Source organism: Motiliproteus sp. SC1-56, from assembly GCF_017309075.1.
Lineage (GTDB): Bacteria > Pseudomonadota > Gammaproteobacteria > Pseudomonadales > Balneatricaceae > Motiliproteus.
This window is the reverse complement of the sequence record NZ_JAEMGS010000020.1, coordinates 23,284-50,018: the sequence shown is the minus strand read 5'-3', so window position 1 is coordinate 50,018 and position 26,735 is coordinate 23,284. Positions and strand designations below refer to the sequence as shown.

At 59.4% G+C, this 26,735-nt stretch carries 23 protein-coding genes and 1 pseudogene; 13 read left to right on the top strand and 11 right to left on the bottom strand.

The genetic code is table 11. The annotated features are described in order from the left end of the window. Positions 1–39: 39 nt before the first annotated feature. Together ptsP and nhaA are read left to right on the top strand one after the other, a co-directional pair. Positions 40–1,689 (top strand): phosphoenolpyruvate--protein phosphotransferase, encoded by a 1,650-nt coding sequence (ptsP, locus tag JGZ97_RS17220; protein WP_207063940.1) that lies wholly within the window; start codon positions 40–42, stop codon positions 1,687–1,689. 146 nt (positions 1,690–1,835) lie between these two features. Then, positions 1,836–3,170 carry a Na+/H+ antiporter NhaA gene (nhaA, locus tag JGZ97_RS17215; protein ID WP_242521861.1) on the top strand — a complete coding sequence of 445 codons (1,335 nt, stop codon included), beginning with the start codon at positions 1,836–1,838 and terminating at the stop codon, positions 3,168–3,170. Positions 3,171–4,768: 1,598 nt separating this feature from the next. On the opposite strand, the gene JGZ97_RS17210 is transcribed toward nhaA, so the two are convergent. Further along, positions 4,769–6,067, bottom strand: coding sequence for an adenylate/guanylate cyclase domain-containing protein (locus JGZ97_RS17210; RefSeq protein WP_207063939.1), 1,299 nt, complete (start codon positions 6,065–6,067; stop codon positions 4,769–4,771). A gap of 13 nt (positions 6,068–6,080) precedes the next feature. Further along, the gene (locus JGZ97_RS17205; RefSeq protein WP_207063938.1) at positions 6,081–6,998 is read right to left on the bottom strand and encodes an AraC family transcriptional regulator; all 918 of its coding nucleotides are present in this window, start codon (positions 6,996–6,998) and stop codon (positions 6,081–6,083) included. 389 nt (positions 6,999–7,387) lie between these two features. On the opposite strand from JGZ97_RS17205, the gene JGZ97_RS17200 reads away from it, so the two are divergent. From JGZ97_RS17200 to JGZ97_RS17165, 7 genes and pseudogenes are all read left to right on the top strand, one after another. Then, positions 7,388–7,672: a hypothetical protein gene (locus tag JGZ97_RS17200; RefSeq protein WP_207063937.1), complete on the top strand. Its 285-nt coding sequence runs from the start codon at positions 7,388–7,390 to the stop codon at positions 7,670–7,672. After that, positions 7,650–8,468, top strand: a complete 819-nt coding sequence (locus tag JGZ97_RS18570) for a carboxymuconolactone decarboxylase family protein (protein ID WP_207063936.1) — start codon at positions 7,650–7,652, stop codon at positions 8,466–8,468. Before JGZ97_RS17200 ends, JGZ97_RS18570 begins: the two co-directional genes overlap by 23 nt. 68 nt (positions 8,469–8,536) lie before the next feature. Next, a complete protein-coding gene (locus JGZ97_RS17190; RefSeq protein ID WP_207063935.1) occupies positions 8,537–9,085 on the top strand; it encodes an MBL fold metallo-hydrolase in 549 nt (182 codons plus the stop codon). Then, positions 9,082–9,695, top strand: a pseudogene (locus tag JGZ97_RS17180) (MBL fold metallo-hydrolase). The gene JGZ97_RS17190 and the pseudogene JGZ97_RS17180 overlap by 4 nt, the downstream one beginning before the upstream one ends. Before the next feature lie 11 nt (positions 9,696–9,706). Then, the gene (locus JGZ97_RS17175; protein WP_207063932.1) at positions 9,707–10,249 is read left to right on the top strand and encodes a cyclophilin-like fold protein; all 543 of its coding nucleotides are present in this window, start codon (positions 9,707–9,709) and stop codon (positions 10,247–10,249) included. Positions 10,250–10,434: 185 nt separating this feature from the next. Further along, a complete protein-coding gene (locus JGZ97_RS17170; protein WP_207063931.1) occupies positions 10,435–11,481 on the top strand; it encodes an NAD(P)-dependent alcohol dehydrogenase in 1,047 nt (348 codons plus the stop codon). A 125-nt stretch (positions 11,482–11,606) separates the two neighbouring features. Then, the gene (locus tag JGZ97_RS17165; protein ID WP_207063930.1) at positions 11,607–12,206 is read left to right on the top strand and encodes an NAD(P)H-dependent oxidoreductase; all 600 of its coding nucleotides are present in this window, start codon (positions 11,607–11,609) and stop codon (positions 12,204–12,206) included. Between the two features lie 338 nt (positions 12,207–12,544). On the opposite strand, the gene JGZ97_RS17160 is transcribed toward JGZ97_RS17165, so the two are convergent. Continuing rightward, positions 12,545–12,826 (bottom strand): hypothetical protein, encoded by a 282-nt coding sequence (locus tag JGZ97_RS17160; protein WP_207063929.1) that lies wholly within the window; start codon positions 12,824–12,826, stop codon positions 12,545–12,547. A 270-nt stretch (positions 12,827–13,096) separates the two neighbouring features. Between JGZ97_RS17160 and JGZ97_RS17155 the strand changes: the two genes are divergently transcribed. Next, positions 13,097–14,836: an autotransporter assembly complex family protein gene (locus JGZ97_RS17155; protein ID WP_207063928.1), complete on the top strand. Its 1,740-nt coding sequence runs from the start codon at positions 13,097–13,099 to the stop codon at positions 14,834–14,836. Further along, positions 14,833–18,615, top strand: coding sequence for a translocation/assembly module TamB domain-containing protein (locus tag JGZ97_RS18565; RefSeq protein ID WP_207063927.1), 3,783 nt, complete (start codon positions 14,833–14,835; stop codon positions 18,613–18,615). Before JGZ97_RS17155 ends, JGZ97_RS18565 begins: the two co-directional genes overlap by 4 nt. 45 nt (positions 18,616–18,660) lie before the next feature. On the opposite strand, the gene aroQ is transcribed toward JGZ97_RS18565, so the two are convergent. Next, a complete protein-coding gene (gene aroQ / locus JGZ97_RS17145) occupies positions 18,661–19,107 on the bottom strand; it encodes a type II 3-dehydroquinate dehydratase (RefSeq protein ID WP_207063926.1) in 447 nt (148 codons plus the stop codon). 696 nt (positions 19,108–19,803) lie between these two features. On the opposite strand from aroQ, the gene JGZ97_RS17140 reads away from it, so the two are divergent. Beyond that, positions 19,804–20,025 (top strand): hypothetical protein, encoded by a 222-nt coding sequence (locus JGZ97_RS17140; RefSeq protein WP_207063925.1) that lies wholly within the window; start codon positions 19,804–19,806, stop codon positions 20,023–20,025. A gap of 98 nt (positions 20,026–20,123) precedes the next feature. Here JGZ97_RS17140 and JGZ97_RS17135 read toward each other — a convergent pair whose 3' ends face one another. From JGZ97_RS17135 to JGZ97_RS17120, 4 genes are all read right to left on the bottom strand, one after another. Beyond that, complete coding sequence (locus JGZ97_RS17135; protein WP_207063924.1) at positions 20,124–20,744, bottom strand: PA14 domain-containing protein; 621 nt, start codon at positions 20,742–20,744, stop codon at positions 20,124–20,126. Positions 20,745–20,846: 102 nt separating this feature from the next. Beyond that, positions 20,847–21,470: a 7-carboxy-7-deazaguanine synthase gene (queE, locus tag JGZ97_RS17130; RefSeq protein WP_207063923.1), complete on the bottom strand. Its 624-nt coding sequence runs from the start codon at positions 21,468–21,470 to the stop codon at positions 20,847–20,849. Positions 21,471–21,497: 27 nt separating this feature from the next. Next, entirely contained in the window at positions 21,498–22,433 is a 936-nt protein-coding gene (gene rdgC / locus JGZ97_RS17125; RefSeq protein WP_207063922.1) for a recombination-associated protein RdgC, read from the bottom strand. Positions 22,434–22,484: 51 nt separating this feature from the next. Continuing rightward, on the bottom strand, positions 22,485–23,207 hold the full coding sequence (locus JGZ97_RS17120) for a metallophosphoesterase (protein ID WP_207063921.1): 723 nt from the start codon (positions 23,205–23,207) through the stop codon (positions 22,485–22,487). 143 nt (positions 23,208–23,350) lie between these two features. On the opposite strand from JGZ97_RS17120, the gene JGZ97_RS17115 reads away from it, so the two are divergent. Beyond that, positions 23,351–23,773, top strand: coding sequence for a bacteriohemerythrin (locus JGZ97_RS17115; protein ID WP_207063920.1), 423 nt, complete (start codon positions 23,351–23,353; stop codon positions 23,771–23,773). On the opposite strand, the gene JGZ97_RS17110 is transcribed toward JGZ97_RS17115, so the two are convergent. The 3 genes from JGZ97_RS17110 to hemN all read right to left on the bottom strand — a co-directional run bounded on the left by JGZ97_RS17110 (position 23,770) and on the right by hemN (position 26,651). Further along, positions 23,770–24,303, bottom strand: coding sequence for an adenine phosphoribosyltransferase (locus JGZ97_RS17110; protein WP_207063919.1), 534 nt, complete (start codon positions 24,301–24,303; stop codon positions 23,770–23,772). The two genes, JGZ97_RS17115 and JGZ97_RS17110, sit on opposite strands and share 4 nt — an antisense overlap. 54 nt (positions 24,304–24,357) lie before the next feature. Then, entirely contained in the window at positions 24,358–25,134 is a 777-nt protein-coding gene (gene fnr / locus JGZ97_RS17105) for a fumarate/nitrate reduction transcriptional regulator Fnr (protein WP_207063918.1), read from the bottom strand. A gap of 125 nt (positions 25,135–25,259) precedes the next feature. After that, the gene (gene hemN / locus JGZ97_RS17100) at positions 25,260–26,651 is read right to left on the bottom strand and encodes an oxygen-independent coproporphyrinogen III oxidase (RefSeq protein ID WP_370584093.1); all 1,392 of its coding nucleotides are present in this window, start codon (positions 26,649–26,651) and stop codon (positions 25,260–25,262) included. Positions 26,652–26,735: the final 84 nt, after the last annotated feature.

Here is a 26,735-nt window from a genome sequence, read left to right as displayed (position 1 = left end):
CGTAACCTCATCCCCCCGATTTCGTACAGTAGGTAGCTTATGCAACATCATGACCCATCGTTGATCCTCCGGGGCACCCCGATCTCGCCGGGCTTGGCGCAGGGGCTTACCCACGTCCTTCGGGATCTGCTGGGGCCGATCGATACGCCCGTGGACATTGAGCACAGTCAGGTCGAGCAGGAACTGGTCCGTCTTGATTGCGCCACCGCCAGCATATCGGATGATCTAGTGGTGCTGGCGACACGGGTGAAAAAAGAGATCGATTCGCGCCTCTCCGAGGTGTTCGGGTCGCACCGACTGATGCTCAATGACCCCTCGCTGCAGCAGGAACTGAGGAGAGAGGTCGCCGACAATCTGGTCAGCGCCGGCAGCGCGGTGAAGGCGGTTTTTCTGCGCTGGGAAAGACGATTTCTGGCGCTGGAGTCGCAGATCGCCCGGGAAAAAGGCGAAGATATGCGCGATATCTCGATACGCCTGCACAATGCCCTCGCCGGGGTTACCGTTCACCCACTCGATCAGATTCCCCCAGGTTGCGTCCTGGTCGCATCGAGACTGCTACCCACGGATAGCGTTTTTCTCGCCCATTGTGCCATTGCCGGCGTACTGCTCGAACACGGCAGCAGCGGTTCCCACGCGGCCCTGTTTGTTCGCCAGCTTGGCCTGCCCTGCATATCAGGCATCCCCGATCTGATGGGCCGCGTACCCGATGCTACTCTGGCGCTGTTGGATGCGGATGCGGGGACTGTTACGGTTCGGCCAAAGCGCACGCAGCAGATCGCTTTCCATCGCCTCACCGAAGAAAAAGCGCGGGCCTATCGCGTAGCGCGAGAAAATGCCCGCCGACCGGCCGTCACCCGAGATGGCGTAACCGTCTCGGTGGTCGCTAATGTGGGGAGTAGCAGTGATACCCAACTGGCGATCGTTAACGGTGCGGAAGGCGTGGGCCTATACCGTATGGAACAGGCTTACCTGGGCCGCATGACTCCGCCCACTACCACCGAGCTGGTCGATGAGATGACCCAGGTGTTGGCGGCAGCCAAGGGCCTCCCGGTGTGTGTGCGGCTGTTGGATGTAGGGGCCGACAAACCCTTGCCGTTTCTGGCGTTCTTTGCCGAATCCAATCCCGCCCTGGGGCGCAGGGGCATTCGCTTGCTGCGCGAGTACCCGGAGCTGCTCAGAACTCAGCTGCGAGCGGTGATGGCGCTGTCCCGCGATTTCGATGTGCGGATCTTGGTGCCGATGGTAGCACTGCCCGAGGATATGGCCGCGGTAACAGAGGTGCTGCGGCAGCTCTGGCCGGAGCCGCAGACGGCCGTTCCCAAGATCGGCGCCATGATCGAAACCCCCGCAGCCGCGCTGTCGGCGCGGGCGATCGCCGAGCACGCAGATTTTCTGAGTTTCGGCACCAACGACCTGACCCAGTACACCTTTGCTGCCGATCGTGATAATGCGGCGGTGGAACGCTATTTCAACGATAGTGCGGCCGTGATCTTCCGCTTGCTGCGTCTGGTTCACGATGATGTACCCCAGATGCCGCTGTCCGTGTGCGGTGAGCTGGCGGGAAGACCTGAACACGTGGCCAAGCTGCTCGCGTGCGGGATACGCACCTTCAGCGTTGCGGCCCCCCTGGTTCCGATCGTCAAAGCGGCCATCCGCCAGTGTTCGTGTTGCCCCGATCGAGCGCTGTGAGACGCTCGGGATTCGCTGCCGGCGGAAGGCCAGAACGTTAAGCCTCACAAGGTTGTTGAGGGGCCTCCCGCCATGCTTCCTCAGGGCCTGTAACAGGATCCGGTAGAGTTGATCGCTTATAGCGTTCGACTGTCAGGATGATTTTTATGATGCCAGATCAGCAAAAAACGCTAAAACCCATCGGGTTGCCAAAGGAGATTGTTGACCGGCTGGCGAGTCTATTTGTGCGCTTTTTACACATCGAGTCCGCCAGTGGGGCGATCCTATTATTGTTTACAGTTGCTGCACTCGTTTTATCGAACTCGCCGTGGGCTGATGCGTTCGAACATGTCTGGGAGACGTGGGTGGGACTTCAGATCGGGGCGTTTGAATTTGGCCGATCGCTGCGTGAGTGGCTTAACGATGGCCTGATGACGCTGTTTTTCTTTCTTGTCGCGTTGGAGCTCAAGCGCGAGCTGGTTCTCGGCGAGTTAAACGAGCCACGCAAGGCCGCATTATCCATAGCCGCCGCCCTTGGCGGTATGATCGTTCCCGCCGCCATCTACCTGACCCTGCAAGCAGGGCAGGCCGGTCAGCCGGGGTGGGGCACCGTCATGGCCACTGATACGGCGTTTGTTATCGGTTGCCTGGCACTGCTTGGGCCACGCATGCCCCAAAGTCTGCGGGTGTTTATGCTGTCATTGGCGATTGTTGACGATATCGGCGCCATACTGGTCGTCGCGATTGGCTACAGCAGCCATCTCGCCTGGTGGCCGCTGGTGTTGGCGGCGCTGGGGCTGGTGATTACGCGTGCCATTTCCGCGCTAGGCTTTCGCAGCTTTCCGCTTTACCTGATGGTTGGTGTATTCATCTGGCTGGCCGTGGATGCTTCCGGTGTCCACTCCACCATCACCGGCGTCATTCTCGGTTTGATGACGCCCGCGCGCCGCTGGGTAAGTGATGAGCGACTGTATTCCATATTGGGTCAGGTCATTGCGCATCCGGCCAGTGACGAAAGCAGTCGAGATACCAAGGATCGGCACACATTGCAGATGGCCGAAGTGGCAGCGCGGGAAGTTCTGTCCCCTGTGGAGCGTCTGGAGATCATGCTGCACCCTTGGGTGGCCTTTGTCATCATGCCGCTGTTCGCATTTGCTAACGCAGGCTTGCCACTCACGTTCGGTGGTATCGATAGCTCGATTACCCTAGCAATATTCATGGGCTTCGTGCTGGGAAAGCCCTTGGGTATTCTGTTTTTCACCTGGCTGGCCGTGCGCCTACACATCGCCATATTCCCCCCGGAACTCAATTGGCGGCTTCTAACCGGCGGCAGCTTTCTAGCCGGAATCGGCTTCACCATGGCGTTGTTTATTGCGAATATCGCTTTCAGCGAAAGCTTGATTGACGGCGCTAAGCTGGGGATTTTCCTCGCCTCTGTTGTTTCCGCAGTGGTGGGTCTCTCTCTGCTGGTGTGGTTGCCAGGGCGCGGGAAAACTTCGTGACGGCGTAGCATGTGACTGCTGGTCATACCTACAGTATGCGGTGACTACGGCCATAGTTGGTTTTATCAGAGTCTTCACAGTGAAGGATGGCATCCATAAGGTATGTCTAGCTTTGTCGCTTCCTAAGGGCCGCTTTGTCGCAGTTCCAGTCGTAGGCTGGGTTGAACTGCATGACTGCTTTCTGAATCCGACTCTTCCCTGATAGGGGTGACCGTCTCAAGGTGAGTGAATGGCTGAATAGGCGCATCGACCAAGTAATGGTAGAGGGTTTGTGCGGTTTACCCACGCAGTCTTTAGATCTACTACCACAAGTAACGCTAGGTTAGGTTGGCCTGGTGCTAATGATTTTCCGGCTTTAATGACAGTTTTATGGCAGGGATTACCGCTTCTTAGCAAGAAGAAAACAGCGATTAAATTAAGCCTTGACGAAAATTTACTGGCGGTAATCGGGGAATTACTCTATCGATTACCAGTGTATTCGGTGATAAATCAAGAGGTTTAGTAGATTGCTTGCCCATTCTGGTCGGATTAAATGCGGCTTTTTCGAGCTGGCTACTTTGGCGATGTTGGGAGCGAATTCGATCATAATTCCGTAGCAGTGAGTGGCTGTGGCGTGGGATTATCCATAAGGTTACATTTTGCACATGAATGAGTGTGCTGCTTTTTATTCAGTGCAGTGATACTCATATGGATTTGAGTTTGAAATTTTTACTACGGCGGTTGAAAATTTTTCTATGAGATCTGAAAATTTTTGCAGTTGTAGATGTCCACGGTTTGGGTGCTGATTAGCTGTGTAAAGGTCTCTTTCGCTGAGACCAAAATGCCCATAAAATCATGTAGATGCAATAATATACGCATTGGGATCACAAGTTAACTGTTTGATTTGTATAGTACAGCCACTTTCGGGTTGGTTAAGTAAGTTACTGTAACTTAGAAATGGAATCTTGACATGGTAGAGGTCGGCAGTTCGAATCTGCCTAGTCCTACCAAATTTAGCTGTTAATTCAGCGACTTGAAGCCCCTTGCGAAAGCTTGGGGCTTTTTGTTTTTGGGCGTGTCAGCGATATGTCACCAAGAAGGCATCCCGCTTTTGTCTTTGTAGCCCCGATTTTTGGATCTAAATTTAGCGGTCGGGTCGGGCCTGTCGCTTGGCTGCCCCCCCGTCGAAATAGGTTCCCTTTTCCAAAACCAACCGGTTTCTCATCGATCCGCTAGACACCCTGGGCGCCGCCATAACGTTGGGGGCTAGACCGAGAGTATTGGTAACCACCGTCATCGAAAGGCCCGCTTTTCCATGCCGCCAAAACGTTTTCCAAAAATTTTGGGGAATTTTTTTGAACGGGTAAAAACTGGGGATGGTCCTATCCCAGTCATGGCGATCAAGATCTGATGGGCGCTGTGGTTTCCGCTTATGCGCCCTTCACTGAAATCGAGTTAGGGCCGACTGTGCTTCTCACGAATCCAGTTCCATTCCATAGAGCAGACATAAATCTTCGATGTGGTTTCGTCGCTTCAGGGCACGTAGCGGTCATGGCTAGCTATTCCAAAAAAAGGTCGATGTCGCCCGTCATTGCGCTGCTCTCGCCAGCCGGAAGTCGCTAATTGGGAAGTAACGTATACACAGGGCGCCGCCCCTTAAGGCCTCGAATTTCCGCTGTCGCGATCATTTTAAGGCGCTCCGTACCGATCGCCTTGGCGGTACTTTCGGACACCAGAAGGGATGTACCAAGCTCCTTGTTCATTGCTTCAAGGCGCGCAGCCATGTTCACGGTATTACCGTGGACGGTATAGCTTTGGCGCCCGCCGCCTCCCACATTGCCGGCGATCAGTGGCCCCGTCGTGACCCCGATACGGACGCTCAGTGACTCGCCACCAAAGCGCTGGTTATGCACGGCACTGATTATCGCCTGCGCGCAGGAGACAGCCTTGTGGGCATGTTGATCATCTGTGAGGGGGACATTAAAGGTAGCCAATACCGCATCACCTTGAAACTGGGTTACCACGCCGTGGTGGGCGGCAATAATTCGCGCTACGGCATCGAAGTAGGCATTCAAGACTTCGACTACCCGCGCCGGCCCCAGGCGTTCGGTTAGTCGGGTAAAGCCTGCAATATCAATGAACAAGACGGTCGCGACGCGCTCGGTAGGCGCGAGCGAGCCATGATCGGAAATCACCAAGTCCGCTACCGCCGAGGGCACGTAGCGTCCGAAAACATCGGTGATCAGCCGGTTCCTCGCATCCGCCTCGAGGTGACGATGGACCGTGCGCCTCGCCCGCTGCATCACAATGGCCAGCAGCACTGCCACAGTGACCAGGATCAGACTCTCCTGCAGCCGGCTTCCGGTACCGGCAAAATGGGGGCTGAGCATCACCTCTAGGTAGGCCTGTGCCGACTCGGTTCGCGGCACATCGGTCCACTCCAGGCGCACATCCATGTTATTCGCTACCCAGCCAAACGCAGCCAACCAGGCGAGCGCGCCTCCTATCCCTGCCCACACCACCAGTCCGGGCGAGAAGCTGAAGGCGGCCACAGCCAGAATCACGAAGTACAGGGGGAAAACGTCGTAGTGAAAGACGATGATCTTGGGCAGCCCCAGAGCGGCTGCCTCGGGCGTTAAAAGAATGGCGGCGGTCAGTAAAAGGATGTCGACCGTGACAAAGGCATACTTAATCCAGGGTCGGTCGTGGCGGGATTGCACCAGAGCGTAGTGTAGTCCCCCAAGGAGGGCCAGGAGGCCAGCCGCAAACGCCACCTCCGCCACGCGATCGCTTCGGGTGAAGAGATACCAGGTACCCAGCGCCGCAATTGCAATCAACCGCCCCTTGATCGCGAGCTTGATGCCGCTACGCTCTGCTTCGAGAAAGGTCGCTTGGCTATCTGAAGTTTTCCTATCCATGGGAGTGGCCATGTTAGGCGGAACTCAGTTGGCTCAGCTTGCTGATGTCCCGTTTCGGTGGTGCGCCGAAGAGGCGGCTGTACTCCCGGCTGAACTGGGAGGGGCTCTCGTAGCCCACCTCGAAGGCCGCTTTGGAGGCGTCGATATGCTCAGTGAGCATCAAGCGTCGAGCTTCGTTCAAACGCATTCGCTTCTGAAATTGCAGCGGACTCATGGCTGTGGTTGAGCGAAAGTGGTTGTGAAAGGCCGATAGGCTCAAGCCCTCGCGGTCGGCCAGTTCCTCCACCTTGACCGGCTTGTTGAAATTCGTTTTCAGCCAATCGATCGCCCGGGCGATCCGGTACCCCTGGTTGCCTGCCGATACGATTTGTCGCAAACGAGGCCCCTGTTCGCCGACCAGCAGTCGGTAGAAGATCTCTTGTTGGATCAACGGGGCCAGTGCCGCCGTATCTTCGGGGTGGTTCAGCAGGTCAAGCAGACGGTAAAAGGCATCGGACAAAGAGGGCTGTAACTGGCTCACCGCCACGCCGGGCTTATTCGCGTTTTGATGGGAAGGGGCAATCTCCTGATCGACCATCAGTTGTGTGATGACGCGAAAGTCCAGCGCCATGGTCAGGCCGAGATAGGGGCTGTCCGGTGAGGCTTCGATAATCTGCGCCACCACCGGAAGGTCCACCGAGGTGATCAGGAACTTCTGCGAATCGTAGACGTACGCCTGCTCGCCGAGAAATAGTCGTTTCTTACCCTGACCAATCAGGCAAATACTGGGGGCCAGCATGTAGCTTTCCGGCTCGGTGGGGTGATTCCAGCGATGCAGTGAAAGCCCTTGAATGGGGGTGTCGAATCGATTTCTGTTCTGGGTCCATTGGGCAATTTGGTCTGCCAGCTTGTCAGCGTGAAGAGCATTGTCCGTCGGGCTTTGCGCGCGCATGGTGGGCATCCTCCGGCCCGCAGGGCCGCTGCATCGAGATTTAAGCGATCGGTTTGACGTTAGCACCTCTCTGCTCATCTCTACAATCGACCACTCCTTGACCGGATAGAAATAGGCAAACAATGCGTATTTTCGTGCTAAGTCCGTTTGCTCGCGGGGATCGCGCTAGGGCTGATCGCCGGCAGCTGAACGATTAGGCAAGAATGGCGAAGTATCGTTCTACGCCAGCTTTTCGCCGGGGGGCTAGAGTAACGGTCGTAAAACATTTGGCGGCCGGTAGGCGTACCCCTTATAGGGCTGCAGGGCAACGATGGAGAAGCAACCGTGATGAACAAAAACCGAACGTTTTTTAGCCGGCTCTTGATGACGCTGAGTGGGGGGGGGCGGTTATGGGCCCGGCCCAAGCCGACTCCCATGTGGCGCAGGCCCACTATCCTTATGCGTCCCAAAAGACCTTTGAGGGGCCCGAGGATTACTTTACCGGGAAGGTCGACGTCCGCATGCTGTTTCCCACCAATGCGACCGCCGACTTCTCCGGCGCGTATGTGACCTTTCAGGCTGGCGCCCGTTCGGCCTGGCACCTGCACCCGGCGGGGCAGCACATCGTGGTGACCGACGGGCACCGCGCTGACCGGCACCCGGGACGGCAAGGTGATTGCCGCGCACGAGGGTGATGCGGTCTGGTGTCCGCCCGATATCGATCACTGGCACGGCGCCACCCCCGATGCTGCCATGACGCACTTGGTCATCACCGGCAGTCGTGACGGCAAGAACGTCATCTGGAAGGAGAAGGTCACCGATACGCAGTATCAAGCCGCCGCTTCCAAGGTTGAAAAAACCATGCCGGAATCCGATGTGCTGGCCGCCGAGAAGCAGTGGATCATCCCCATCGCGGCCTTTACGGCCAGCGGTGACCTGAGGCGTCTTGAGCGTGCAATCGAGCAAGGGCTGGAGGCTGGGTTGACCGTCAACGAAATCAAGGAGATCCAGATTCATCTCTATGCGTATGTTGGATTTCCCCGTGCCCTGAATGGCCTGGCCACCTTTATGACGTTGATGGAGGCGCGTAAGGCCGCCGGCATCGAAGACGAAATGGGCCCGGCGGCGCCCCTGGAGGTCGCGCCGACCAGTGTCGAAGCCGGCAAGGCAGCCCAGACCAAGATCGTGGGGCGTCCGGTCACCGGTCCGTTGTCCGACTTCGCACCGGGGGTGAATACCTCTCTCCAGCGTCACCTGTTCGGTGATCTCTTCGGGCGCGACATCCTGGATCACGAGAGCCGCGAGCTCGCCACCCTCGGGGCTCTGTCGAGTGTGGAAGGGGTGGCACCGCAGCTCAAGGCGCACATGACCATCGCCGCCAACGTTGGACTCACCCAGGCGCAGCTTCAGGATGTGGCGAACGTGCTGAGCGCGGTGGTCGGCACCCAAGAGGGACAGCGCGCCGAACAGGCCTTTGATGCGGCGTTTTGAATAAACACGCATCACTGAAACGGGGGTGGGGTGGCACCCACCCTTGATCAAGGGGGAAGACGACGTTGATGGTTAAAGCGGTTTCGGTGTCTTTGGGCGGGCTTGCACTGTTGTTGCTGGGGGCGTGTGCTTATATACAACACCCGAAGTTCGGCGCTCATCCCAAAGGGGAACGCCTGGAACGGATCGTGCGCTCACCGCACTATGCCGATGGTGTCTTTCATAACACGGTGGATACGCCGGTTCTTGTGGAAGGCGTCAGCACATTGTCCGTCGTGGTAGGCAACCTGCTGGATCCCGGCGAAAACCGGCGGCCGGCGCAACCGTTGCCCCGTGTCGACAGCGATCTGAGCGCGCTGAACGGCGACGGCGACAGGATCATCTGGCTCGGCCACTCTTCGTACTTTCTTCGCTTCGCCGGCAAACGGATACTTATCGACCCGGTGCTCAGCGATTATGCCGCACCGGTTTCCTTTTCGACCCGGGCATTCCCGGGCACGAGCCTCTTTACCGCAGAGGAGATGCCCGAAGTCGATCTACTGCTGATTACCCACGATCACTGGGATCACCTGGATCACGCTACCCTCAGCACGCTGATGCCGAAAGTGGACGAGTGATCGTGCCCCTGGGCGTTGGTGCGCATTTACAGCACTGGGGCTATGCGCCCGAAAAAATCCACGAGCTGGATTGGTTCGAGCAGCAGCGGATCAACTCTGAATCACGGGTCCACCTAGTGCCTGCACGGCACTACTCCGGGCGCGGATTGACCCGTAACAAGACGCTCTGGGGGGCTTTGTGCTGGAGTCTGACCGGCGCCGCATCATGATCAGCGGCGATACCGGCTTCGGGCCCCATTTCGCCGAAATTTCCCAGCGCTTTGCCCCCTTCGACTTGGTGGCGCTCGATATGGGGCAGTACGATCCCCGCTGGCCCGCTATTCATATGACGCCGGAGCAGGCGGCGCAAGCCGCTGGCATTTTACAGGCAAGGGCCTTGCTGCCGGCCCATGTCGGTCGCTTTTCCATCGCCCGGCACGCTTGGAACGAGCCCTTTGCGCGCATTCATGCCGCCAGCCAAGGCGCAACCTATCAGCTGTTGACGCCAAAAATAGGGCAGCCTTTGTCCCTGGATGACCAGTGGCCGCTGTCCACCGCCTGGTGGGAGTCCGCCATACCCCGTCCCCTCAGCGCCGGGCTGGGGCAAGGGCAGGGAGGCAAGGGCCAATGAGGAAAGGGGCAATGAGGAAAGCGTCGCTGAAGCGCCGCTCCTCGCAGACCGGGTCGGGCGCCATGCTGCTACTCGCGCTGGCCGGCGGGCTCTGGCCGCTGGATGCCCATGCAGCGTCCGTATCACCGGGCCCTCAGCAGGCATCGTCCGCCGCCACACCCGTTTCCATTCACGAGGAGAGCACCATGAAAATTCATCTTCGGCTCGATGGCGCCACGCTCACGGCGACGCTGTTGGACACCCCGGCCGCAAAGGATTTTATAGACCTGCTTCCGCTCACCTTGACCCTTAAGGATTACGCCGCCACCGAGAAAGTCGCGGACCTGCCTCGCAAGCTCTCAACCGAGGGGGCGCCCGCGGGATTCAAGCCCGATATCGGCGATATTACGTTCTACACCCCCTGGGGCAATCTGGCCATTTTCTATCGACCCTTCAGGTACTCGACCGGGCTGGTCCCGCTGGGACGTATCGAGGGTGATATTGCGCCGCTGAAGGCATCAGGACCGCTGCAGGTTGAGATTATCCGCGCCCAGGACGAGGGTGGCAGGCCTTAGATCCGTGTCCCGCCTAAACAGCCCCGTACACCCTCTGCCTAAAGCATCAATATTGCGGAGAATCAGGCAAGCAGTACACAGGATCGGGCAGGGGGGGAACCGGTGGCGGGGGGTACACTTTTTTTGAAAGCGTGGGGGCCGATCCCGCGCTTTTCGGTATTAACGCAACTCATCGAGGAGCTCCTATGAAAACCGTCGGTTATGCGGCCCATTCCAATGATGCGCATATGACCCCTTACCACTTCGAGCGTCGTGCGCTGCGTCCAAACGATGTCGCCATCGAAATTCTCTACAGCGGCGTTTGCCATTCGGACCTGCACACTGTTAACGGTGACTGGGGGCCGCAACCCTATCCGCTGGTGCCCGGCCACGAAATCGTCGGCCAGGTGATCGACGTCGGTCCCGCGGTGACGAACTACAAAGTTGGCGATAGAGTCGGCGTCGGTTGCATGGTGGATAGCTGTCAGGCCTGTGATCAGTGTGATCACGGTGAAGAGCAGTTCTGCCGCAACGGCATGACCCCGACCTACGGCTTCCCGGATCGTATCTCGGGCGAGATCACCCAGGGCGGCTATTCCAAACATATCGTGGTGCGCGAAGAGTTTGTGCTGAGCATTCCGGCCGCCCTCGACCTGGCTCGCGCGGCCCCCATCCTGTGTGCGGGGATTACCACCTATTCGCCGCTGCGCAACTGGGGCGTAAAAGCGGGCAGCCGGGTGGGCGTCATTGGCCTGGGTGGTCTGGGCCACATGGCCGTCAAGCTGGCGGTCGCCATGGGGGCGGAAGTGACGGTACTCAGCCGCTCCAATAGCAAGGAAGCGGAGGCCAAAAGCATCGGTGCCAAGGGCATTCTGGTGTCCTCCGATGCCGAGGCTATGGCAGCCGCGGGGGCATCGATGGATCTGATCATCGACACCGTACCGGTCAAGCACGACCTGAATATCTACACGCCGCTCCTCGACATTGATGGCTCGCTGGTTATCGTCGGTCAGATCGGTCCGCTGAACGAGCCGCTCACCGTACCGCTGGTCATGGGGCGTCGTCGCGTCGCCGGCTCGCTGATCGGTGGCATTCGGGAGACTCAGGAAGTCCTGGACTTCTGCGCCGAGCACAACATTCATCCCGAGTGTGAAATGATCCGCCCGGATCAGATCAACGAGGCCTACGCCGTGTTGAAAAAAGGCGATATCTCCCATCGTTACGTGATGGACATGTCCGCACTGGAGCTCTGATTCCCATCTCCCTGCGCTGGCCCGTCCCCCAAACTGTGGACGGGCCAGATCTGGTCACCTCGCATTAAAAATCAGCTGATAAAAATGTCTGAAATATTTCCATTTGCATCTACAGGGTTCGGATGATGAATCGACGCCATCTTCTAAAAGTGAGTCTGATGCTTCCGCTTGCTTTTTTCACAGCAAACGCCACACAGGCGGCAGAGAAACCCTACAAAACCGATATCAAGACGTTGGCCATCGTGTCGCACCCTTACCCTGAGCGCTCAGTCATGACCAAAGGGTTGCAGCAGGCGGCGGAGAGCGTTGATGGGGTTACCGTCAGAAATCTGGAGACGCTTTACGGGTTTGATACGCGTGCCATCGATGCGTCCATAGAGCGCGAGCTGACCCGCCAACACCACCGTATCGTCTTTATGTTCCCGACGCATTGGTTCAACATTACGCCGATGATGAAAGCCTATCTCAATGATGTATGGGGTAATGTCGGACCCGGGTTGTGGCAGGGAAAAGAGATGCTGTTGGTAACAACGGCTGCAGGTGGGCGTTCTACCTACGGGAATTCAGGCAGAATAGGATTTGAGCTCGCAGAAGTGTTTGCTCCCATGAAGGCCAGTGCCTTACATGCCGGCATGACCTATCTAACCCCGCTGGCATTTCAAGCCATTTCATCCTCGGAACTGCCCAAATATCAGGCGCAGTTGATAGAGCGTCTGAAAAGATGAGTTCGCTCAGCGCCGGCGCCCAAAGCGCGGGGATTTGAAGCAGTTCGACGAAGGGCGTCAGCCCTTTGAGACGAGGCGCATAGCGCCGAAGCCCGTAAGGGGCGTAACGGCCTGCGGGCCGTTACGATCCATCTGCCGCTACAAAGCCAAACGCACGCTCACCGGCAGCAGTGCGGGGCGTTCTTGTTTAAATCCAGGACGCGGCGGTGAGAACTGCCGACCGTTACGATTTATTTGCGGGATCTTGGTCGATGTCGGCGGGTAAGCCAACGAAAAAAGCCCCACGCTTGCGCGTGGGGCTTTTTTGTCCTCTAGGCTCGAAGTGGGCGCTGATACCTTCAGGCCAGAATGTCGAGTACGGTTCCCAAGGTCTGGTTGGCGGTGGAAACCACTTTCGCCGAGGCGGTAAAAATCTGTTCTTGGCGCTCCAGCTCCACGAGGGGCTGCACTAGGTCCTGGCGGCGTTCGGGTGCGATCTCGGCCTTTGCCGGCGCTTCCAGGGACTGGGCCTGGCGGGCGCTTTCGGCGGGCGCCCGGGCGATATCCTGCGCTGCCTGGTCGAGCCCGCGCTGGGCGACTTGCATGCCACGAACGCCTTCGTTCATCACTGCACCGACCATTGTCCTTCTCCTATTTCTTTGTTTTCGCGTAAATTTAGAATACCTAAAAGGGCGGCCCTAAGCAGCTTCTAGCAGCGCGCCCACAGGACTTTCGGGCGCCTTTTGTGCGTTTTCTTGATCCGGGCCAATAAATGCTGTCGCTGTTTACGCCCTGTACCGCCGCCAAGGCCTATGGCAGGGGTTCCTGCGGGCCGATGGAGGGAACTCGCGACCACCGCTATGGTTAGGGATGAGCCGGAATTCGGTGCCGGCTTCTAAGATGAGGAATGGATGGGAAAGCCACGGGTTTTTGTCCTCTTGATGCTGCTAGGCCTGTGGCCGGTGGCCGGCTTTGCACAGCAAAGCGGGGAGCTCAAAGTGGAAATACTGGGCGTTAACCGCGAGATCCGGGAAAACGTTCGAGCCTTCCTCAGCGTTTCGCCCCTGGCAGGGAAAGCGGTGACCAGCCCCTCCCGGCTCCGCTACCTGCACGCGAAGGCCGATCAGGAGATTCGTCGCGCGCTGCAACCCTATGGCTACTATCGCCCGCAAATCTCGACCGAACTCGAACACCAGGATGATCAATGGCTGGCCCGCTACAGCATCGATCCCGAAGAGCAGATCCCACTCGGGGAGGTGATCCTCGAGGTCACCGGGGAGGCCCGGACTGACCCTGCGTTCAGGGCGTTACTTGAGGAGTCGCCCCTGGTGGAGGGGGCTCCCCTGGAGCACAAGGTCTATGAGGGGTTCAAACGCCGGCTGCAGTCGCTGGCCGCAGAGCGGGGGTATTACCGCGCCGAGCTGGTGCGCCATCGTGTCGAGGTGGATCTGGCGGCCTACCGGGCTCGGATTGAACTGCAACTGGAGAGCGGTCCCCAGTTTCGTATCGGCGAGGTGCGTTTCTCCGAGACGCCGCTGGACGCCGACTTTATCGACCGTTACGTGACTTTTAAACCCGGGCAGCCGGTGCGCAGCCGTGCCCTGATTAACTTGCAGAGTGCGTTGGTCGATACCGGCTATTTTCAGCGGGTCGAAGTCAGCCCCCTGTGGGGCGAGGCGGAGGGGCAGGATGTACCCGTGCAGGTGTATCTGGAACCCAATAAACGCACCCAGTACCGCCTGGGGCTGGGATACGGCACCGATACCGGCGCCCGGGGAAAGGCCGGAATGACGCGGCGCTGGGTAAACGATCGCGGCCATCAGCTGGAGACTCAGCTGCTGCTGTCCGAAATTCGCCGCAGCCTGGGGGCAGAATACAGCATACCGGGGGAGCGGCCACAGCGGGATCGCTGGGTGGTGCGGGCAGATCTGGAGGACGAATTCTCCGACAGCATTGACGCCCAGCGCCAGCTGCTGGGCCTTTCATGGATGAACAAGGCACGCTGGCATCGCATCTACAGCTTGGAGTGGCAGCGGGAGCGATTCGTCTTTGGGGATGACGAGCAGGTTTCGGAGTTTCTGATTCCCCGGGTGGAGTTCAGTTATGTTTCTGTCCTCAACCGTTTGCAGATTGAAGATGGTTACCGGCTCTCCGTTGAGGCGTTGGGGGGCAGTGACCTGGTGCTCTCGGATACCGATTTCACCCAGGTGCGGGTCGGCGCCAAAACCGTCAACACTCTGCTCCCGCGCCTCCGCTTTCTGGGCCGCGTCGATTTCGCGGCGACGGCCTCGGCGAATTTTGACCGGTTGCCGGCAACGCTGCGTTTCTTCGCAGGCGGAGACAACAGCGTGCGGGGGTATGACTATCAAAGCCTGTCCCCCCGGGACAGCGACGGTGAGCGGATTGGTGCCCCTCACCAGTTGGTTTACAGCGCCGAGCTTGACTACCAATTCCGTGAAAGCTGGGCGCTGGCTGCCTTTGTCGATCAGGGTGATGCGTTTACCGGAACCGAAATTGAGCTTAACACGGGGGCCGGGGTTGGCCTGCGCTGGTTCTCGCCCGTGGGGCCGGTGCGACTGGACCTGGCCTGGCCCCTGGATTCCGAAGCCAGCGGCATGCGGATTCACTTCAGCCTGGGGCCTGACTTGTGATCTCGGCGCGTAGGCTCCTGACCGGGCTCCGCTGGTTGGGTGCGGCGCTGCTGGGGCTGGTGCTCGCCCTGGCCGCACTCGGCTACTACCTGACTGCCACCACGGCGGGACTTGAGCGCTTGCTGGCCCTGGGGCAACGGTGGCTTCCACCCGAAGCCCTTCAAGTGCAGGCGCTGGAGGGATCCCTCTGGAGCCGTCTGTCGGTGAAGGGGGTGGAATACCGTGCTGGGGACCTGCGCCTGGCGCTCGATGCAGCCAGCCTGAGTTGGACGCCCCAGGCGCTTTTTTCGAAGACGCTCAGGGTGGAGGCGCTCAGGCTAAAGGGGCTGGCTTTGACGCTCCCTGCCCAGGAGCCCCCGGCCGCTGAGGAGCCCGCGCCTTCCCTTCAACTGCCGGAGCTTGCGCTGCCCCTGCAGGTTGAGCTGAACGATTTCCGCGTTGAAGGTGTCACTATTCAACGCCTGAGTGAGACCGGCGAACCCGCACCGATAGCTGAAATTAACCAGGTCGCCTTGGCGGTTCGCACCGAGGGTGAGGCGCTGGTGATCGATCGTGTCGGAGTGGAGGCCCCCCAGGGCGCCTTGGAACTCTCCGGCCGCCTCGGACTGAACCAGAATTGGCCGCTGCAGCTGGACACCCGCTGGCGCCTGCAGCTGCCGGAGAGACCCGTGTTGGAGGGGATGGGGGAGATCGGCGGTGACCTGGAGCGCCTCCAGCTGCACCAGCGCCTTTCCGGGCTGGCGGGGGCGGAGCTGGCCGCTGAGTTGGCCCTGATGCAGCAGGAGCCAGTCTACAGTGCCCGCATCCGTGATCTCACCCTGGACCTGGGCCAGCTGGCGCCAGCGCTTGCCGGCGGTAATTTGCAGGGGACACTGGGTTTGGAAGGGGTGGGGCAGCGCCTGAATGCACAGGCCCGGCTACAAGCGCCGTTGCCGGAGTGGGGGGACGGGGATCTTGAGCTGGAGCTGAGCGTGTCGCCGGAGTTACTGGAGGTTTCCAACGCCCGCCTGCAGCAAGTGGAAGGCGACGCCCGAGTTGAGGTGAGAGGGCGGGTTGAGCAGTGGCTTGAGACACCGCGACTTTCGCTGCGCGGTGGCTGGGGGAGGCTCGGATACCCCCTCAGGGGCGCGCCCCAGGTGCGAAGCGGGACGGGGGCGTTTGAACTTGAAGGGCCGCTGGACGATTACCGGTTGGTGGTGACCGCCGAAGTGGAAGGGGAGTCCGTGCCCCGGGGGCAGTGGCGGCTCGATGCCCAAGGCAGCGGTGAGGGGTTTCGTCGGCTTGGCGTGGCGGGGGCAACCCTGGAGGGGACTTTACAGGCAGAAGGGGCGGTAACCTGGGCGCCCCGGGTAACCTGGGACATGAAAGCGGATGCCGAGGCGATCAACCCGGGGCTTAACTGGCCCGAGTGGCCGGGTGAAGTTTCACTCCGCCTCCGGTCTCGCGGGGAGCTGGATCCTGCCCGCGGGGTGAAGCTGGACTGGCATCTGGACAGCCTGAGCGGCACTTTGCGGGGTGAAACCCTGGCCGGGAGAGGGAATGGCGCCCTCGATGGGCGCTCGCTGCAGGTCGATGATGCCGCCCTGCAGCTGGGCGGCGCACGAATAACCTTGGATGGGCGTGTGGATGAAACGCTGGATGTCAACTGGTCTGCCGCCATTCCGAATCTTCAGCGACTGCTCGATGCCCGGGGCCGGATCGAAGCCCAGGGCCGGCTGAGCGGGCCTTTGGAGGCACCGCGGGTGTTGGCGGACATCAGCGCGCGTGAGCTGGCCTGGCAACAGTCGCGCCTGGATGCGCTGAATGCGGACGTTCGCCTTGACCCGAGCGGCGAGGAGCCCTCATGGGTGAAGGTGGAGGCCAGCGGGCTTGAGGCCCAGGGGCAATCTTGGGGCGGGCTCACCCTGAGCGGAGAGGGGACGCCTTTGCAACACCGTGTTTCGCTCAATGCAGCGGGCGGTCCGGTGAGCCTGATCGCGACGCTTGCCGGCAGTTGGGAAAATGCAGTCTGGCAAGGTGCGTTGAGTGGCTTGCGGATTGAGAACCCTTGGCTGGATCGCTGGCAACAGCAGGCGCCGGTGGCGCTGCGTGCCGCTGCCGCCGGGGTTGAGCTTGATTCGCTCTGTCTGCAGGGGCCGAGAGGCGCGCAGCTTTGCGCCTCTGGCTCCCGGACGCCAACGGATATCGAGCTGGGGTTGAATTTCAGCCAGCTGCCCCTGAGTCTGGCGGGCCCCTGGCTGCCCCCGGGTACCGAGGTCGACGGGGGGGTGCAAGGGCGGGCGGCGCTGAGAAGAACCGGCGCGGCCGCGCCTGCGGTGGAGCTGGTTACGGAGCTGGTGGGGGCCCGGTTGTGGCTGCCGGATTCAGACCTTCGCTTTACCGGTGATACGGCCCGGTTGGAGGTGCAGGGAGACGGCGACGCCCTGCAAGGGACTTTGCGCTGGCCGCTCTCTTATCCCCGGGGGCGGATCGAGGGGGATTTCAAACTGGAGGACCCATACGGCGAGGCGCGTCTGCAAGGCGGGCTTGGTGCGGAAATCAGCGACCTTCGTTTTCTCGCCCTGTTGGTCCCGGCGGTGCAGTCGGTTAAGGGCGTCCTCAAATCCACCTTGGTGGCAGGGGGAACCCTGGATAATCCTCGCTGGCAGGGGGCGTTTAGCTTGGAGCAAGGTGGTGCTGAGGTGCCGGCACTGGGAATTGCACTCGCTGCGGTGGGGCTGAATATCGAGAGCAGCCCGGCGGGATCCGGGTTGCAGTTGCGCGGCGGGTTGCGCTCCGGGGAAGGTGAAGTGCATATCGAGGGGGAATTCGATCCGCTTCAGGGTACGGCTCGGGTCAGCCTTGACGGCGATCGCTTTCAGGCGGTGGGAACGGAGGAGGTGAAGGCCTGGATCTCCCCTGAGATCGAATTCAGCATGACCCCGGAAGTGATGAAGCTGCGTGGCGAGGTGCGTGTACCGGAAGCTGAAATCAAGCCGCCCAAGATCGAGTCGGCCACCGCCCCTTCCTCCGATGTGGTCGTGCGGGAAGCGGCCGCAGCCGATCAGCGGGAGGACGGACAGGCGCGGGCGCTGGATGCGCGACTTCGGTTGACTCTGGGGGATGAGGTGCAGTTGGATGCGTTGGGTTTCAACGGCCGCCTGGAAGGCAGTGTGCTGATCGAGGATGACCAGCGACGGGCGACCCGGGCCACCGGCACCCTGCGGGTGGCCGCAGGCGAGTACCGACTCTACGGCCAGGATCTGACGATCGAACGGGGCAGTCTGGTGTTTAGCGGCGGGCCGCTGGACAACCCGGGGCTTGACCTTCGGATCAGTCGGGAGGTGGAGGAGGTCACCGTGGGGGCCCGGGTCAGCGGTACCTTGCGCGACCCCCGGCTGGACCTCTTTTCCACACCCTCGATGCCGGAGCAGCACCTGCTTTCTTACCTGCTTCTGGGGCGGGCGCCGGGGGCTCAGGCGACAACCTCGGAACAGGAAATGTTGCAGAAGGCGGCGATGGCGCTGGCGGTCTTTGGGGGCAATTCGCTGGCCGAGAACGTGCAGGACCAGCTTAAAGTGGATGAGCTGGGGCTGGAGAGCGGCGAGGGGATCGATCAAACCGCCCTCTATATCGGCAAGTACCTCTCGCCGCGCCTTTACGTTAAGTACGGGGTGGGGCTGCTGGAGCCCACCAACACCTTTTTCATGCGCTACCGCCTGGGCAGGGGCTGGAGTCTGGAATCCCAGACCGGTACCTACAGCAGTGGCGGTGATTTGATCTACATCTTCGAGCGCTGAAAGCGGTTTCTTGTGGGACGGCGTCCTGCGTTGGTGGCTGTGTCGCTACGGGCGCTTTAGCAGGCCCGCGAGGTAGTCCAGCGCCGCTAGGTAGCCAAAGGTGCCGAGCCCCGCGACAACACCGTCTGCGCGTCGAGAGACATAGGAGTGATGACGAAAAGGTTCACGCTTGTGGATGTTTGAGAGGTGAACTTCGACAACCTTACCTTCGTAGGCGCTCAAGGCATCGAGGATTGCCACCGAGGTGTGTGTGTAGGCTGCCGGGTTAATGATAAGCCCGGCGGCCTGACCTCGGGCCTCCTGGATCAGGTCAACCAGCCGCCCTTCGTGGTTTGACTGCTGGAAATCGAGTTCAAACCCGTGGTGAACCGCACGGGCGCGCAGTTCGGATTCAACATCCTGCAGGGTTTGATGCCCGTAAATCTCTGGTTCGCGGGTACCCAGAAGGTTCAGATTAGGACCGTTCAGAACAGCAATGAGCGGCTTGGACATGATGACGGGGCCTCGAAAATTTTTCGGTAGTATAAAGGGTGTTGCGCGGCTAACGATAGCCCGGAGGGGTATCCGGGAGGCGGTAAAGCGCAGTGTTACGGGGTTACCCCTGGTGCGTTACGCTGCCGGGTAAATACGTAACAGATGTCGTCAGTAGTCGAGCTGATATATCGCAAACCATGATAACATTGTCAATTTAAACAATGACTTGCGATTTGTGGCACAGCCTGTGCAAACTTTAAGGGTAAGAACAACAAAAACAAAAAGAAAAAAAACAACGTCTCTGTGGGTTGGTAAAAATAAAAATAAGCCGCCGACCCCCTCAAGCGCTCCGGCAATAAAAATAAAAAATTGGAGCTAAGCCGACCATCCCACGGATGGTCGGCTTTTTACATTTTTAGCCCGTTTTCTCCCCGGTGCTCTGGCGCCCCAATCCAGTCTCTCCTCTCTCGTTGCCCTTCTGTTGCTACTTAAGTCCTGGCTGCTGCCTTGCAGCAGAAAAAAAAATTTACGGGCGTAATTGTTAAACCCTGTCGACTTTGTAGCGTTTTTTGCGCTAGCGGTATGAATATCATTCACTGGAGAGGCCAGCGGGCAGGGTTATACTTAAGTTTCATGCGATTCAAAGAGCTAGCTCGGAATCGCCGCCAAAGAAGGGCCTTGGAATAGCGAATTCAACGGAAGAGGAGCTGAGCTGTGGCGATTCACAAAAGCAACTGTGACACGCTGGAAGCCTTTAGCGAACGGCTCAATCAGCTCCATCGACACGGATTTGTCAACGCCCGTCACCACTCCCCGGACCAGCTTAACCAGAACGAATACCTGATATGCACCCGCAAGCGCTGTGAGTGTTGCGCCAACATCACGGGGCTTACTATTGTCTGGCACGAGGCCGGTACTCGGGTGAGCGTGGCCTGATAGGGCGGAGGCCGCGTCAGGCGCTTAAGGAGCAGCCCTGCCATCGTTCATTTTTCCGTACCCCGTGTGCCGAGCAGGCTTGCAGTTCCAGGCCTCATTTACTCCAGGTGGCCGTAGAACTCCGCCGGCACTGCAACCTCCTTATCCTCGCCGGGCGGGGTCCAGTATAAGCCCAGAGCCGATGTACCCTTTTTCTGGTAGTAATCGATGCTCAACGGGTACCAGCCGGCCGTGTCGATCGTGAAGGGGATGGGGTCTGAGAGGGTGTCGGGGTGGATCCAGGGGTCTTCGTGGACCAGCAGGCCAGCAATTTGCACCTTTACCCCGTCGTTGGAGTTGACCCGAAACACATAGGTGCCCGGCTCCGGGAAGCGGATCAGGCCGCGAATTTCAGCGCCCACGCCCATGGCCCGTTTGCCAGTCAGCACCCGTCCGGTATCGGTGTCGTGATCGAGAACAGGGATCGGTTCCCCGGGCGTACCGCTGACCAGATGGGGAATATCACGGACGTGTTCGAACATGGCGTAGTAATAGGTTACCGCCAGCCCGGGCTTGATCGCGCTAGCCGACGGCTGTGGGGCTAGGGGTTTGGCTCCGGTAATGGGCGATGCGGCGAGGGTGGAGGAGGGTAGAACCCAGCAGACCAACATCAGGGTTGCGACCCCGGTGCGCAATGATTTGCTAGCAGCGGCTTTGGGTAGCTGATTGAACGGGTTCATCGAAAAGGGCTCCTGTGACTCGAAAATACCCAGGGGCCGGAAAAGCGGCCCCGCTGTTCCCTAACCATAGCAGGGAACCCATTCCCGGGGCCGGGGCGGTCTTTAGGGAATGCCGATCAGCTTGTGGGTCTGCAGACTCAGCCGCCACTGGGGGTGTTCAAGGCAGTATTGAATGCAGGCATCTTGAGCGCCGGCTTGCCCGGCCTCGGGTTGGAGGAAAAAGTGCTCAAATGCGAGCCCGGCGAACTGTTCGGGGCGGGCATCGGCCTGGGGGTAGACCAGCTTGAGTTCGTCACCCCGGGTAAGTTGCAGGGGAGCGCTGCCTTTAGGGCTGACACAAACCCAATCGATGCCCGGGGGTGGAGCCAGGGTCCCGTTGGTTTCGATCGCCACCTCAAACCCCTCGGCCTTGAAGGCCTCGACCAGGGGGGAATCCAGCTGGAGCAGCGGCTCTCCGCCGGTACAGATTACAAAGGGCTTGCCATGCCCCGCGGGCCAGTGGCTTTTTACTGCCTGGGCAAGCGCCGCAGGGGTGGCGAACTTACCGCCACCCGGTCCGTCCACGCCGATGAAATCGGTGTCGCAAAAGTTACAGGCGGCGCTGCTACGGTCCTGCTCACGGCCGGACCAGAGATTGCAGCCGGTAAAGCGGCAGAAAACGCCGGGGCGGCCGGCCATGGCGCCTTCCCCCTGCAGGCTGTAGAAAATCTCCTTTACCGAGTACATGCAACCCTCTCCGGTATCGGTCGTGAATTAGACCGCGATGGCCGGCGCATAGGCACCGTCATCTTCGCCCCCCAGAGCCTCCAGTAGCTCGGGCAGGAAACGGCCAAGTTCCAGGGTCATCAGGGTGAAATCGGCATCAAACGCCGCCGCGGCGTCCGCTTCGCCCATCTCCGCAGCCTTCTCCTGGACTACGTCCGAGAATTTCACCCGGCGTACGATAAGGTCCTCGCCCAGTACAAAGCTGAGGGTCTCCTTCCAGTCCAGGGCTACCTTGACCACCTGTTTGCCTGCCGCCAGGTGGGTGCTGATTTCGTCGCACAGGAGGTGCTGCTGTTTGCACCGGATAACGCCGCCGTTTTCACCGGGATCCTTGAGTTCGGCCTCTTCGCCCAGCTCAAACCCCCCTGGCAGTGGCGACTGTTCGCTGACCCAATGGGTCATGGTCGCGGCCGGGGCCTGTTTGAGCGCCGGCAGGGTAATGGGCAGGCTGCCGAGGGTTTTGCGCAAGAAGGCGGTCAGTTCGTCGGCGCGCTTGGCGCTGCTGGCGTCTACGACCAGCAGCCCCGCCTCGGGCGCAATATAGGCAAAGGTCAGCTGGTGGCGGCTGAAGGCTTTGGGGAGCAGCTCCATCATCAGAGTGTCTTTGAGCTCATCCCGTTCCTTTTTTCGGACTTTACGTGATTGCTCTGTTTCGATTGCCTCTACGCGCTCGGCCAGCATCTCCTTGATGACGGAGCCGGGTAAAATTTTCTCTTCTTTCTTGGCGCAGAGCAGCAAGTGGCCGTTGCTGGCGTGAACCAGCTGGTCTCCAAGCTTGCCCATGGGAGGAACCCAGCCGTAGCGGGTCTGTTCCTGGCTGCTGCAGGGGGTGAATCGGCTGCCGAAAAGCTGTTCGTGAAGGGCTTCCGCGTCGGTGGTAAAAGGCTGGGTGAAGCGATAAAAAACAAGGTTTTTGAACCACATAGGAACTTTTCCGCTCGTTGGAAAGATGTAGGGAAGGTGATGCAGGGGCGGCTATTTTACGGGGTGAAGGGGCGGGACGCCAGTATGCTTTTTGGCGCTCGGACGCATACGATCCTTAAGAGACTGGGTGGTCAGCAGGGTGACCCGTCCGGTTAGAAACGCTCCCGTGTCGATAAACAGCAGGTTTCCCAAGCGCCTAGGGCGGTCGACGATGTTGTGCCCGTGAAGCATGCAGTCTGTATGTCGGATGAGCTGCGTTCGATTGTTACGAAAGCGGCGCCGGGACCAGATGATATGGGCCGCCTGCTTCGGGTCCTGGGCAATCTGCTGGCGCTGGCTCCAGTCATTCGTCGGGTAGCTGGCGTGGCAGAGGCTGATATGAAAGCCGGGGTTGCACACTTCAAGCATCAGGGGCATGTGTGCTTTGATCAGCTCGGCGCATTGTCTGAGGGAAGTTTCGTCCAGAGCTTGAGCCCAGTCTCCGCCGTTGGCCGCCCAGAATTCCCTGGCCTGCTTGTTGGTGTCAAGGACGGCGTCAAGCAGTAGCGCCTCATGGTTGCCCCGGACAGCGAAAAACCACTGCTGTTCCAATAAGTTAAGGCAGGCGAGCGAATCGGGGCCGCGGTCGATCAGATCCCCGGTGCAAAACAACCGGTCGTGCTTGAAATCGAAACCTTGGCTGTGCAGGGCGGTGAAAAGCGGCTCGTACATGCCGTGCAGATCACCGCAAAAGAAGTCGCGGCCGTGGCGGTTTGCTGAAAAGCTAAGGATCATATTCTGCCCGTAATCTAAGCCCTTAAAGTGATCTTCAAAGACTGGGCTCGAGGTGTCAATGGGCGGTTTTCCCTAAGGGATGACTTATGGCAATATGACAGGTCGATTTTTGTGGTTTTTGCTTTGAATGCGAGGAGATGTTTTTGGGACCTTTTCAGTGGCGAGAAGCTTTTCGAGTGGGCGATGATGGCGTCGACGGCCAGCACAAGGAGCTTTTCAACCTGTTGGCGGACCTGCACCGCGCGATTCACGGTCAAGATGGCCCTCTGGTTGTACAGGCAACGATCAATCAGTTACTCAACTACACGCAGGAGCACTTTCACGACGAGGAGGCGCTGATGCGGGCAGTGGCGTATCCGGATTATGCCGCCCACAAACGTCTCCACGACCAGCTCATTGATGAGGTCTGGGCGATGTACATTCGTTGCAGTCACGACCAGGAGGGGATGGAGGTCGAGCTTCTAACGTTTCTTAACGACTGGCTGGTAAACCACATTCTGGTCAGAGATCGCGAGCTGGGCCGTTTTCTGCGTGAAAACGGCCACGGGGGCGAGGGAACGCCTTAATACGCGATCAGAGTATGGACAGGGATTTCAGCCTCCTGCAGCCGGGTCGAACCCTGCAGGTCCGGCAGGTCGATAATGGCCGCGGCGCCGGTGACTTCTGCACCCAGTTTTCTCAAGAGCGTGCTGGCGGCAAGAATGCTCCCGCCGGTGGCGATCAGATCGTCCACGATCAATACCCGATCACCTTCCTTGCAGGCGTCTTCCTGTACCTCAACGGTGGAGCTGCCGTACTCCAGCTGGTATTCCTCTTGCAACGTCTTCCAGGGCAGTTTGCCTTTTTTGCGCACGAGGATCAGCGGCAGGTTGAGTTTGTAGGAGAGGATGGAGCCGATAAGGAAACCCCGGGCGTCCAGTGAGGCAATGTGGGTGTTGTCAGCCTGCATGTAGTGCTGGCACAGGGCGTCGACTACGATGTGAAGGGCCTTGGGGTCGCGAAAAAGCGGGGCGATATCGCGGAAGGTCACCCCCGCCTCAGGCCAGTCGGGCACGGCGCGGATGGCGGATTTCAGGTAAACCTCGTCAAAATGCATGGACAATCCTCGTGGTTTGAGCGTTGGTGCTGGGGTGGTAAGGGGAAGGGCGCGTTAGGAGGAAACGCGCGCGTTTTCATCGTCGGTCCGGCGGCGCGGCTCGCCGGAGACCTGGTACAGATCATCCAAGTTGAGTACTTCAATTTCCTTGCCTTCCACCCGAATCAGGTGCTGCTTCTGAAAGCGGGTGAAGATTCGGCTGACCGTTTCCACGGCGAGGCCGAGGTAGTTGCCGATTTCATTGCGTGACATGGAGAGGCGGAAGATGGAGGCCGAGTAGCCCCGCTTGCGGAAACGGTTGGAGAGCTTGATCAGGAAGGTCGCTACCCGCTCCTCGGCCGTTTTCTTGCTGAGCAGCAGCATCATCTGCTGCTCTTCGCGAATCTCCTTGCCCATGGTGCCGATGAGCTGGCGCCGCAGCTCCGGCATCTGGCCGGAGAGCTCGTCCAGGCGCTCATAAGGGATTTCGCACACCGTGGTGGTTTCCAGAATTTTGGCGGACACCGGGTAGCTCTCGGTGGCGATGGCGCTCAGCGCAACCAGCTCGCCCGGGAAGTAAAAGCCGGTAATTTGTTCCTCGCCTTGGTTGGTGACCGTGTAGGTCTTGATGGTGCCGGCGCGGACCGCGTAGATGGAGACGAAAGGGTCGCCCTGGTGAAACAGGTGGCTACCTTTCTTCAGTGGCGGGCTTTTCTCGATAATGCCGTCGAGGCGCTCCATATCACTCGCGTTGAGCGACAGGGGCAGGCACAGTGCGGCGAGACCGCAGTTGTTGCAATGGTTACTTCCGAGCGATCGCAATTTCTCGACCTGTTGTGGCTTTTCAGCCATAAACCTTCATCCCTGCCGCTAAAAAGTTACTGCTTTCAGACACTAATCCGAAGCATTATGTACCATTTATCGGCAGGGTTGAAGGTTTCATTAAAGAAAGCGAAGCCGTTATTGCGCACCGGTTATCAGATGATTCGCGAGAATGTCCGTCCGGCTTCATGCTGCGGTATGTAGGCATCGAATGTCATGCAGATGCGGCGAATCAGAAGGCGCCCGGCCGGTGTGACCTTGATCCGGCGTCCCTCGCGGACCAGCAGGCCGTCTTCGGCGAACTGGCGGAGCAGCTCCTGCTCTTTGGCGAAATAGCGGTCGAAGTCCAGGTTGAACTCTCGCTCAATCTGCGCCGGGTCCAGCTCAAAGTGGCAAATCAGCTGGGTGATCACCCGCCGCCGAATCCGGTCATCGGCGTTGAGAATCACGCCTCGCTTGATGGCCTGGGCGTCCTGATCAATGCGGTCCTGGTACAGCTTCAGGTCGTGCTCGTTCTGGTAGTAGACATCGCCAATCTGGCTGATGGCCGAGACGCCCATGGCCACCAGGTCGCAGTCGCTGTGGGTCGTGTAACCCTGGAAGTTGCGATGCAGCTGGCCGTTACGCTGGGCAATGGCCAGCTCGTCCTCGGGTTTGGCGAAATGGTCCATTCCGATGTAGACATAGCCGGCTGCGAGCAGCTGGTTGATGGTGTTCTCGAGGATGATCAGCTTGTCCGCGGGGACCGGCAGGTCTTCTTCATTGATGTGTTTCTGGGACCGGAAGCGGTCGGGCATGTGGGCATAATTGAACACCGAGAGCCGGTCGGGGCTCATCTCGATGATTTTCTCCACGGTGCGCCCGAAGGAGTCGATGCTTTGGTGGGGCAGGCCGTAGATCAAATCGATGTTGACCGAGCGGAACCCTTCTTCACGGGCGGCCCCGATAATCTCTTCGGAGAGGCTGGTGGGTTGGAGCCGGTTTACCGCCTCCTGCACCTTGGGGTCGATATCCTGGACCCCAAGGCTTACCCGGTTGAAGCCCAGTTCGCGTATCACCTTCATCCGCTCAGCGTCGGCTTCGCGAGGGTCGATCTCAATGGAGTAGTCGCCCTGGTCGTCGTCGCGAAGCCGGAAGTGGCGGCGCAGACGGTCGGTTAGCTCCCGCATCTGGTCATCGTTGATGAAGGTGGGGGTGCCGCCTCCCCAGTGGAGCTGGTTGACCACGCGATCGCCGGCGTACCATTCGGACAGGGTCTCCATCTCTCGATAAAGCTGTTCCAGATACGGCTGGGCTTTTTTCTTGTTGCGGGTAATGACCTTGTTGCAGGCGCAGTAATAGCAGACATGGGTGCAGAACGGGATGTGCAGGTAAAGGGACAGGGGGGCGCTGGCATCAGCGGTCTCTTGCCCCTTGCCCACCAGTTGTTCGGCGCTGAGGTCCGGGTCGAACTGTATCGCGGTGGGGTAGGAGGTGTAACGGGGTCCTGAAAGGTCATAACGGCGGATCAGTTCGAGGTCCCACTTGATCTGGTTTTCTATGGTCACTGTTGTTTGCACCGTGAAAATAGGTTTTCGGCTCTCTTGCGTTACCGAGGCGGCCGAGGAATAAAGTTGCCCACATTAAATCAT

Bases quoted from the DNA above. Each gene is read 5' to 3' on its own strand.
- JGZ97_RS17175 (WP_207063932.1), top strand. From the start codon at position 9,707: ATGAGGAAAGCGTCGCTGAAGCGCCGCTCCTCGCAGACCGGGTCGGGC.
- ptsP (WP_207063940.1), top strand. From the start codon at position 40: ATGCAACATCATGACCCATCGTTGATCCTCCGGGGCACCCCGATCTCG.
- JGZ97_RS17160 (WP_207063929.1), bottom strand. From the start codon at position 12,826: ATGGTCGGTGCAGTGATGAACGAAGGCGTTCGTGGCATGCAAGTCGCC.
- JGZ97_RS17135 (WP_207063924.1), bottom strand. From the start codon at position 20,744: ATGAACCCGTTCAATCAGCTACCCAAAGCCGCTGCTAGCAAATCATTG.
- nhaA (WP_242521861.1), top strand. From the start codon at position 1,836: ATGATGCCAGATCAGCAAAAAACGCTAAAACCCATCGGGTTGCCAAAG.
- JGZ97_RS17200 (WP_207063937.1), top strand. From the start codon at position 7,388: ATGGGCCCGGCCCAAGCCGACTCCCATGTGGCGCAGGCCCACTATCCT.
- JGZ97_RS17165 (WP_207063930.1), top strand. From the start codon at position 11,607: ATGAATCGACGCCATCTTCTAAAAGTGAGTCTGATGCTTCCGCTTGCT.
- JGZ97_RS17120 (WP_207063921.1), bottom strand. From the start codon at position 23,207: ATGATCCTTAGCTTTTCAGCAAACCGCCACGGCCGCGACTTCTTTTGC.
- JGZ97_RS17155 (WP_207063928.1), top strand. From the start codon at position 13,097: ATGGGAAAGCCACGGGTTTTTGTCCTCTTGATGCTGCTAGGCCTGTGG.
- rdgC (WP_207063922.1), bottom strand. From the start codon at position 22,433: ATGTGGTTCAAAAACCTTGTTTTTTATCGCTTCACCCAGCCTTTTACC.
- fnr (WP_207063918.1), bottom strand. From the start codon at position 25,134: ATGGCTGAAAAGCCACAACAGGTCGAGAAATTGCGATCGCTCGGAAGT.
- JGZ97_RS17205 (WP_207063938.1), bottom strand. From the start codon at position 6,998: ATGCGCGCGCAAAGCCCGACGGACAATGCTCTTCACGCTGACAAGCTG.
- aroQ (WP_207063926.1), bottom strand. From the start codon at position 19,107: ATGTCCAAGCCGCTCATTGCTGTTCTGAACGGTCCTAATCTGAACCTT.
- JGZ97_RS17190 (WP_207063935.1), top strand. From the start codon at position 8,537: ATGGTTAAAGCGGTTTCGGTGTCTTTGGGCGGGCTTGCACTGTTGTTG.
- queE (WP_207063923.1), bottom strand. From the start codon at position 21,470: ATGTACTCGGTAAAGGAGATTTTCTACAGCCTGCAGGGGGAAGGCGCC.
- JGZ97_RS17210 (WP_207063939.1), bottom strand. From the start codon at position 6,067: ATGGATAGGAAAACTTCAGATAGCCAAGCGACCTTTCTCGAAGCAGAG.
- JGZ97_RS17170 (WP_207063931.1), top strand. From the start codon at position 10,435: ATGAAAACCGTCGGTTATGCGGCCCATTCCAATGATGCGCATATGACC.
- JGZ97_RS17110 (WP_207063919.1), bottom strand. From the start codon at position 24,303: ATGCATTTTGACGAGGTTTACCTGAAATCCGCCATCCGCGCCGTGCCC.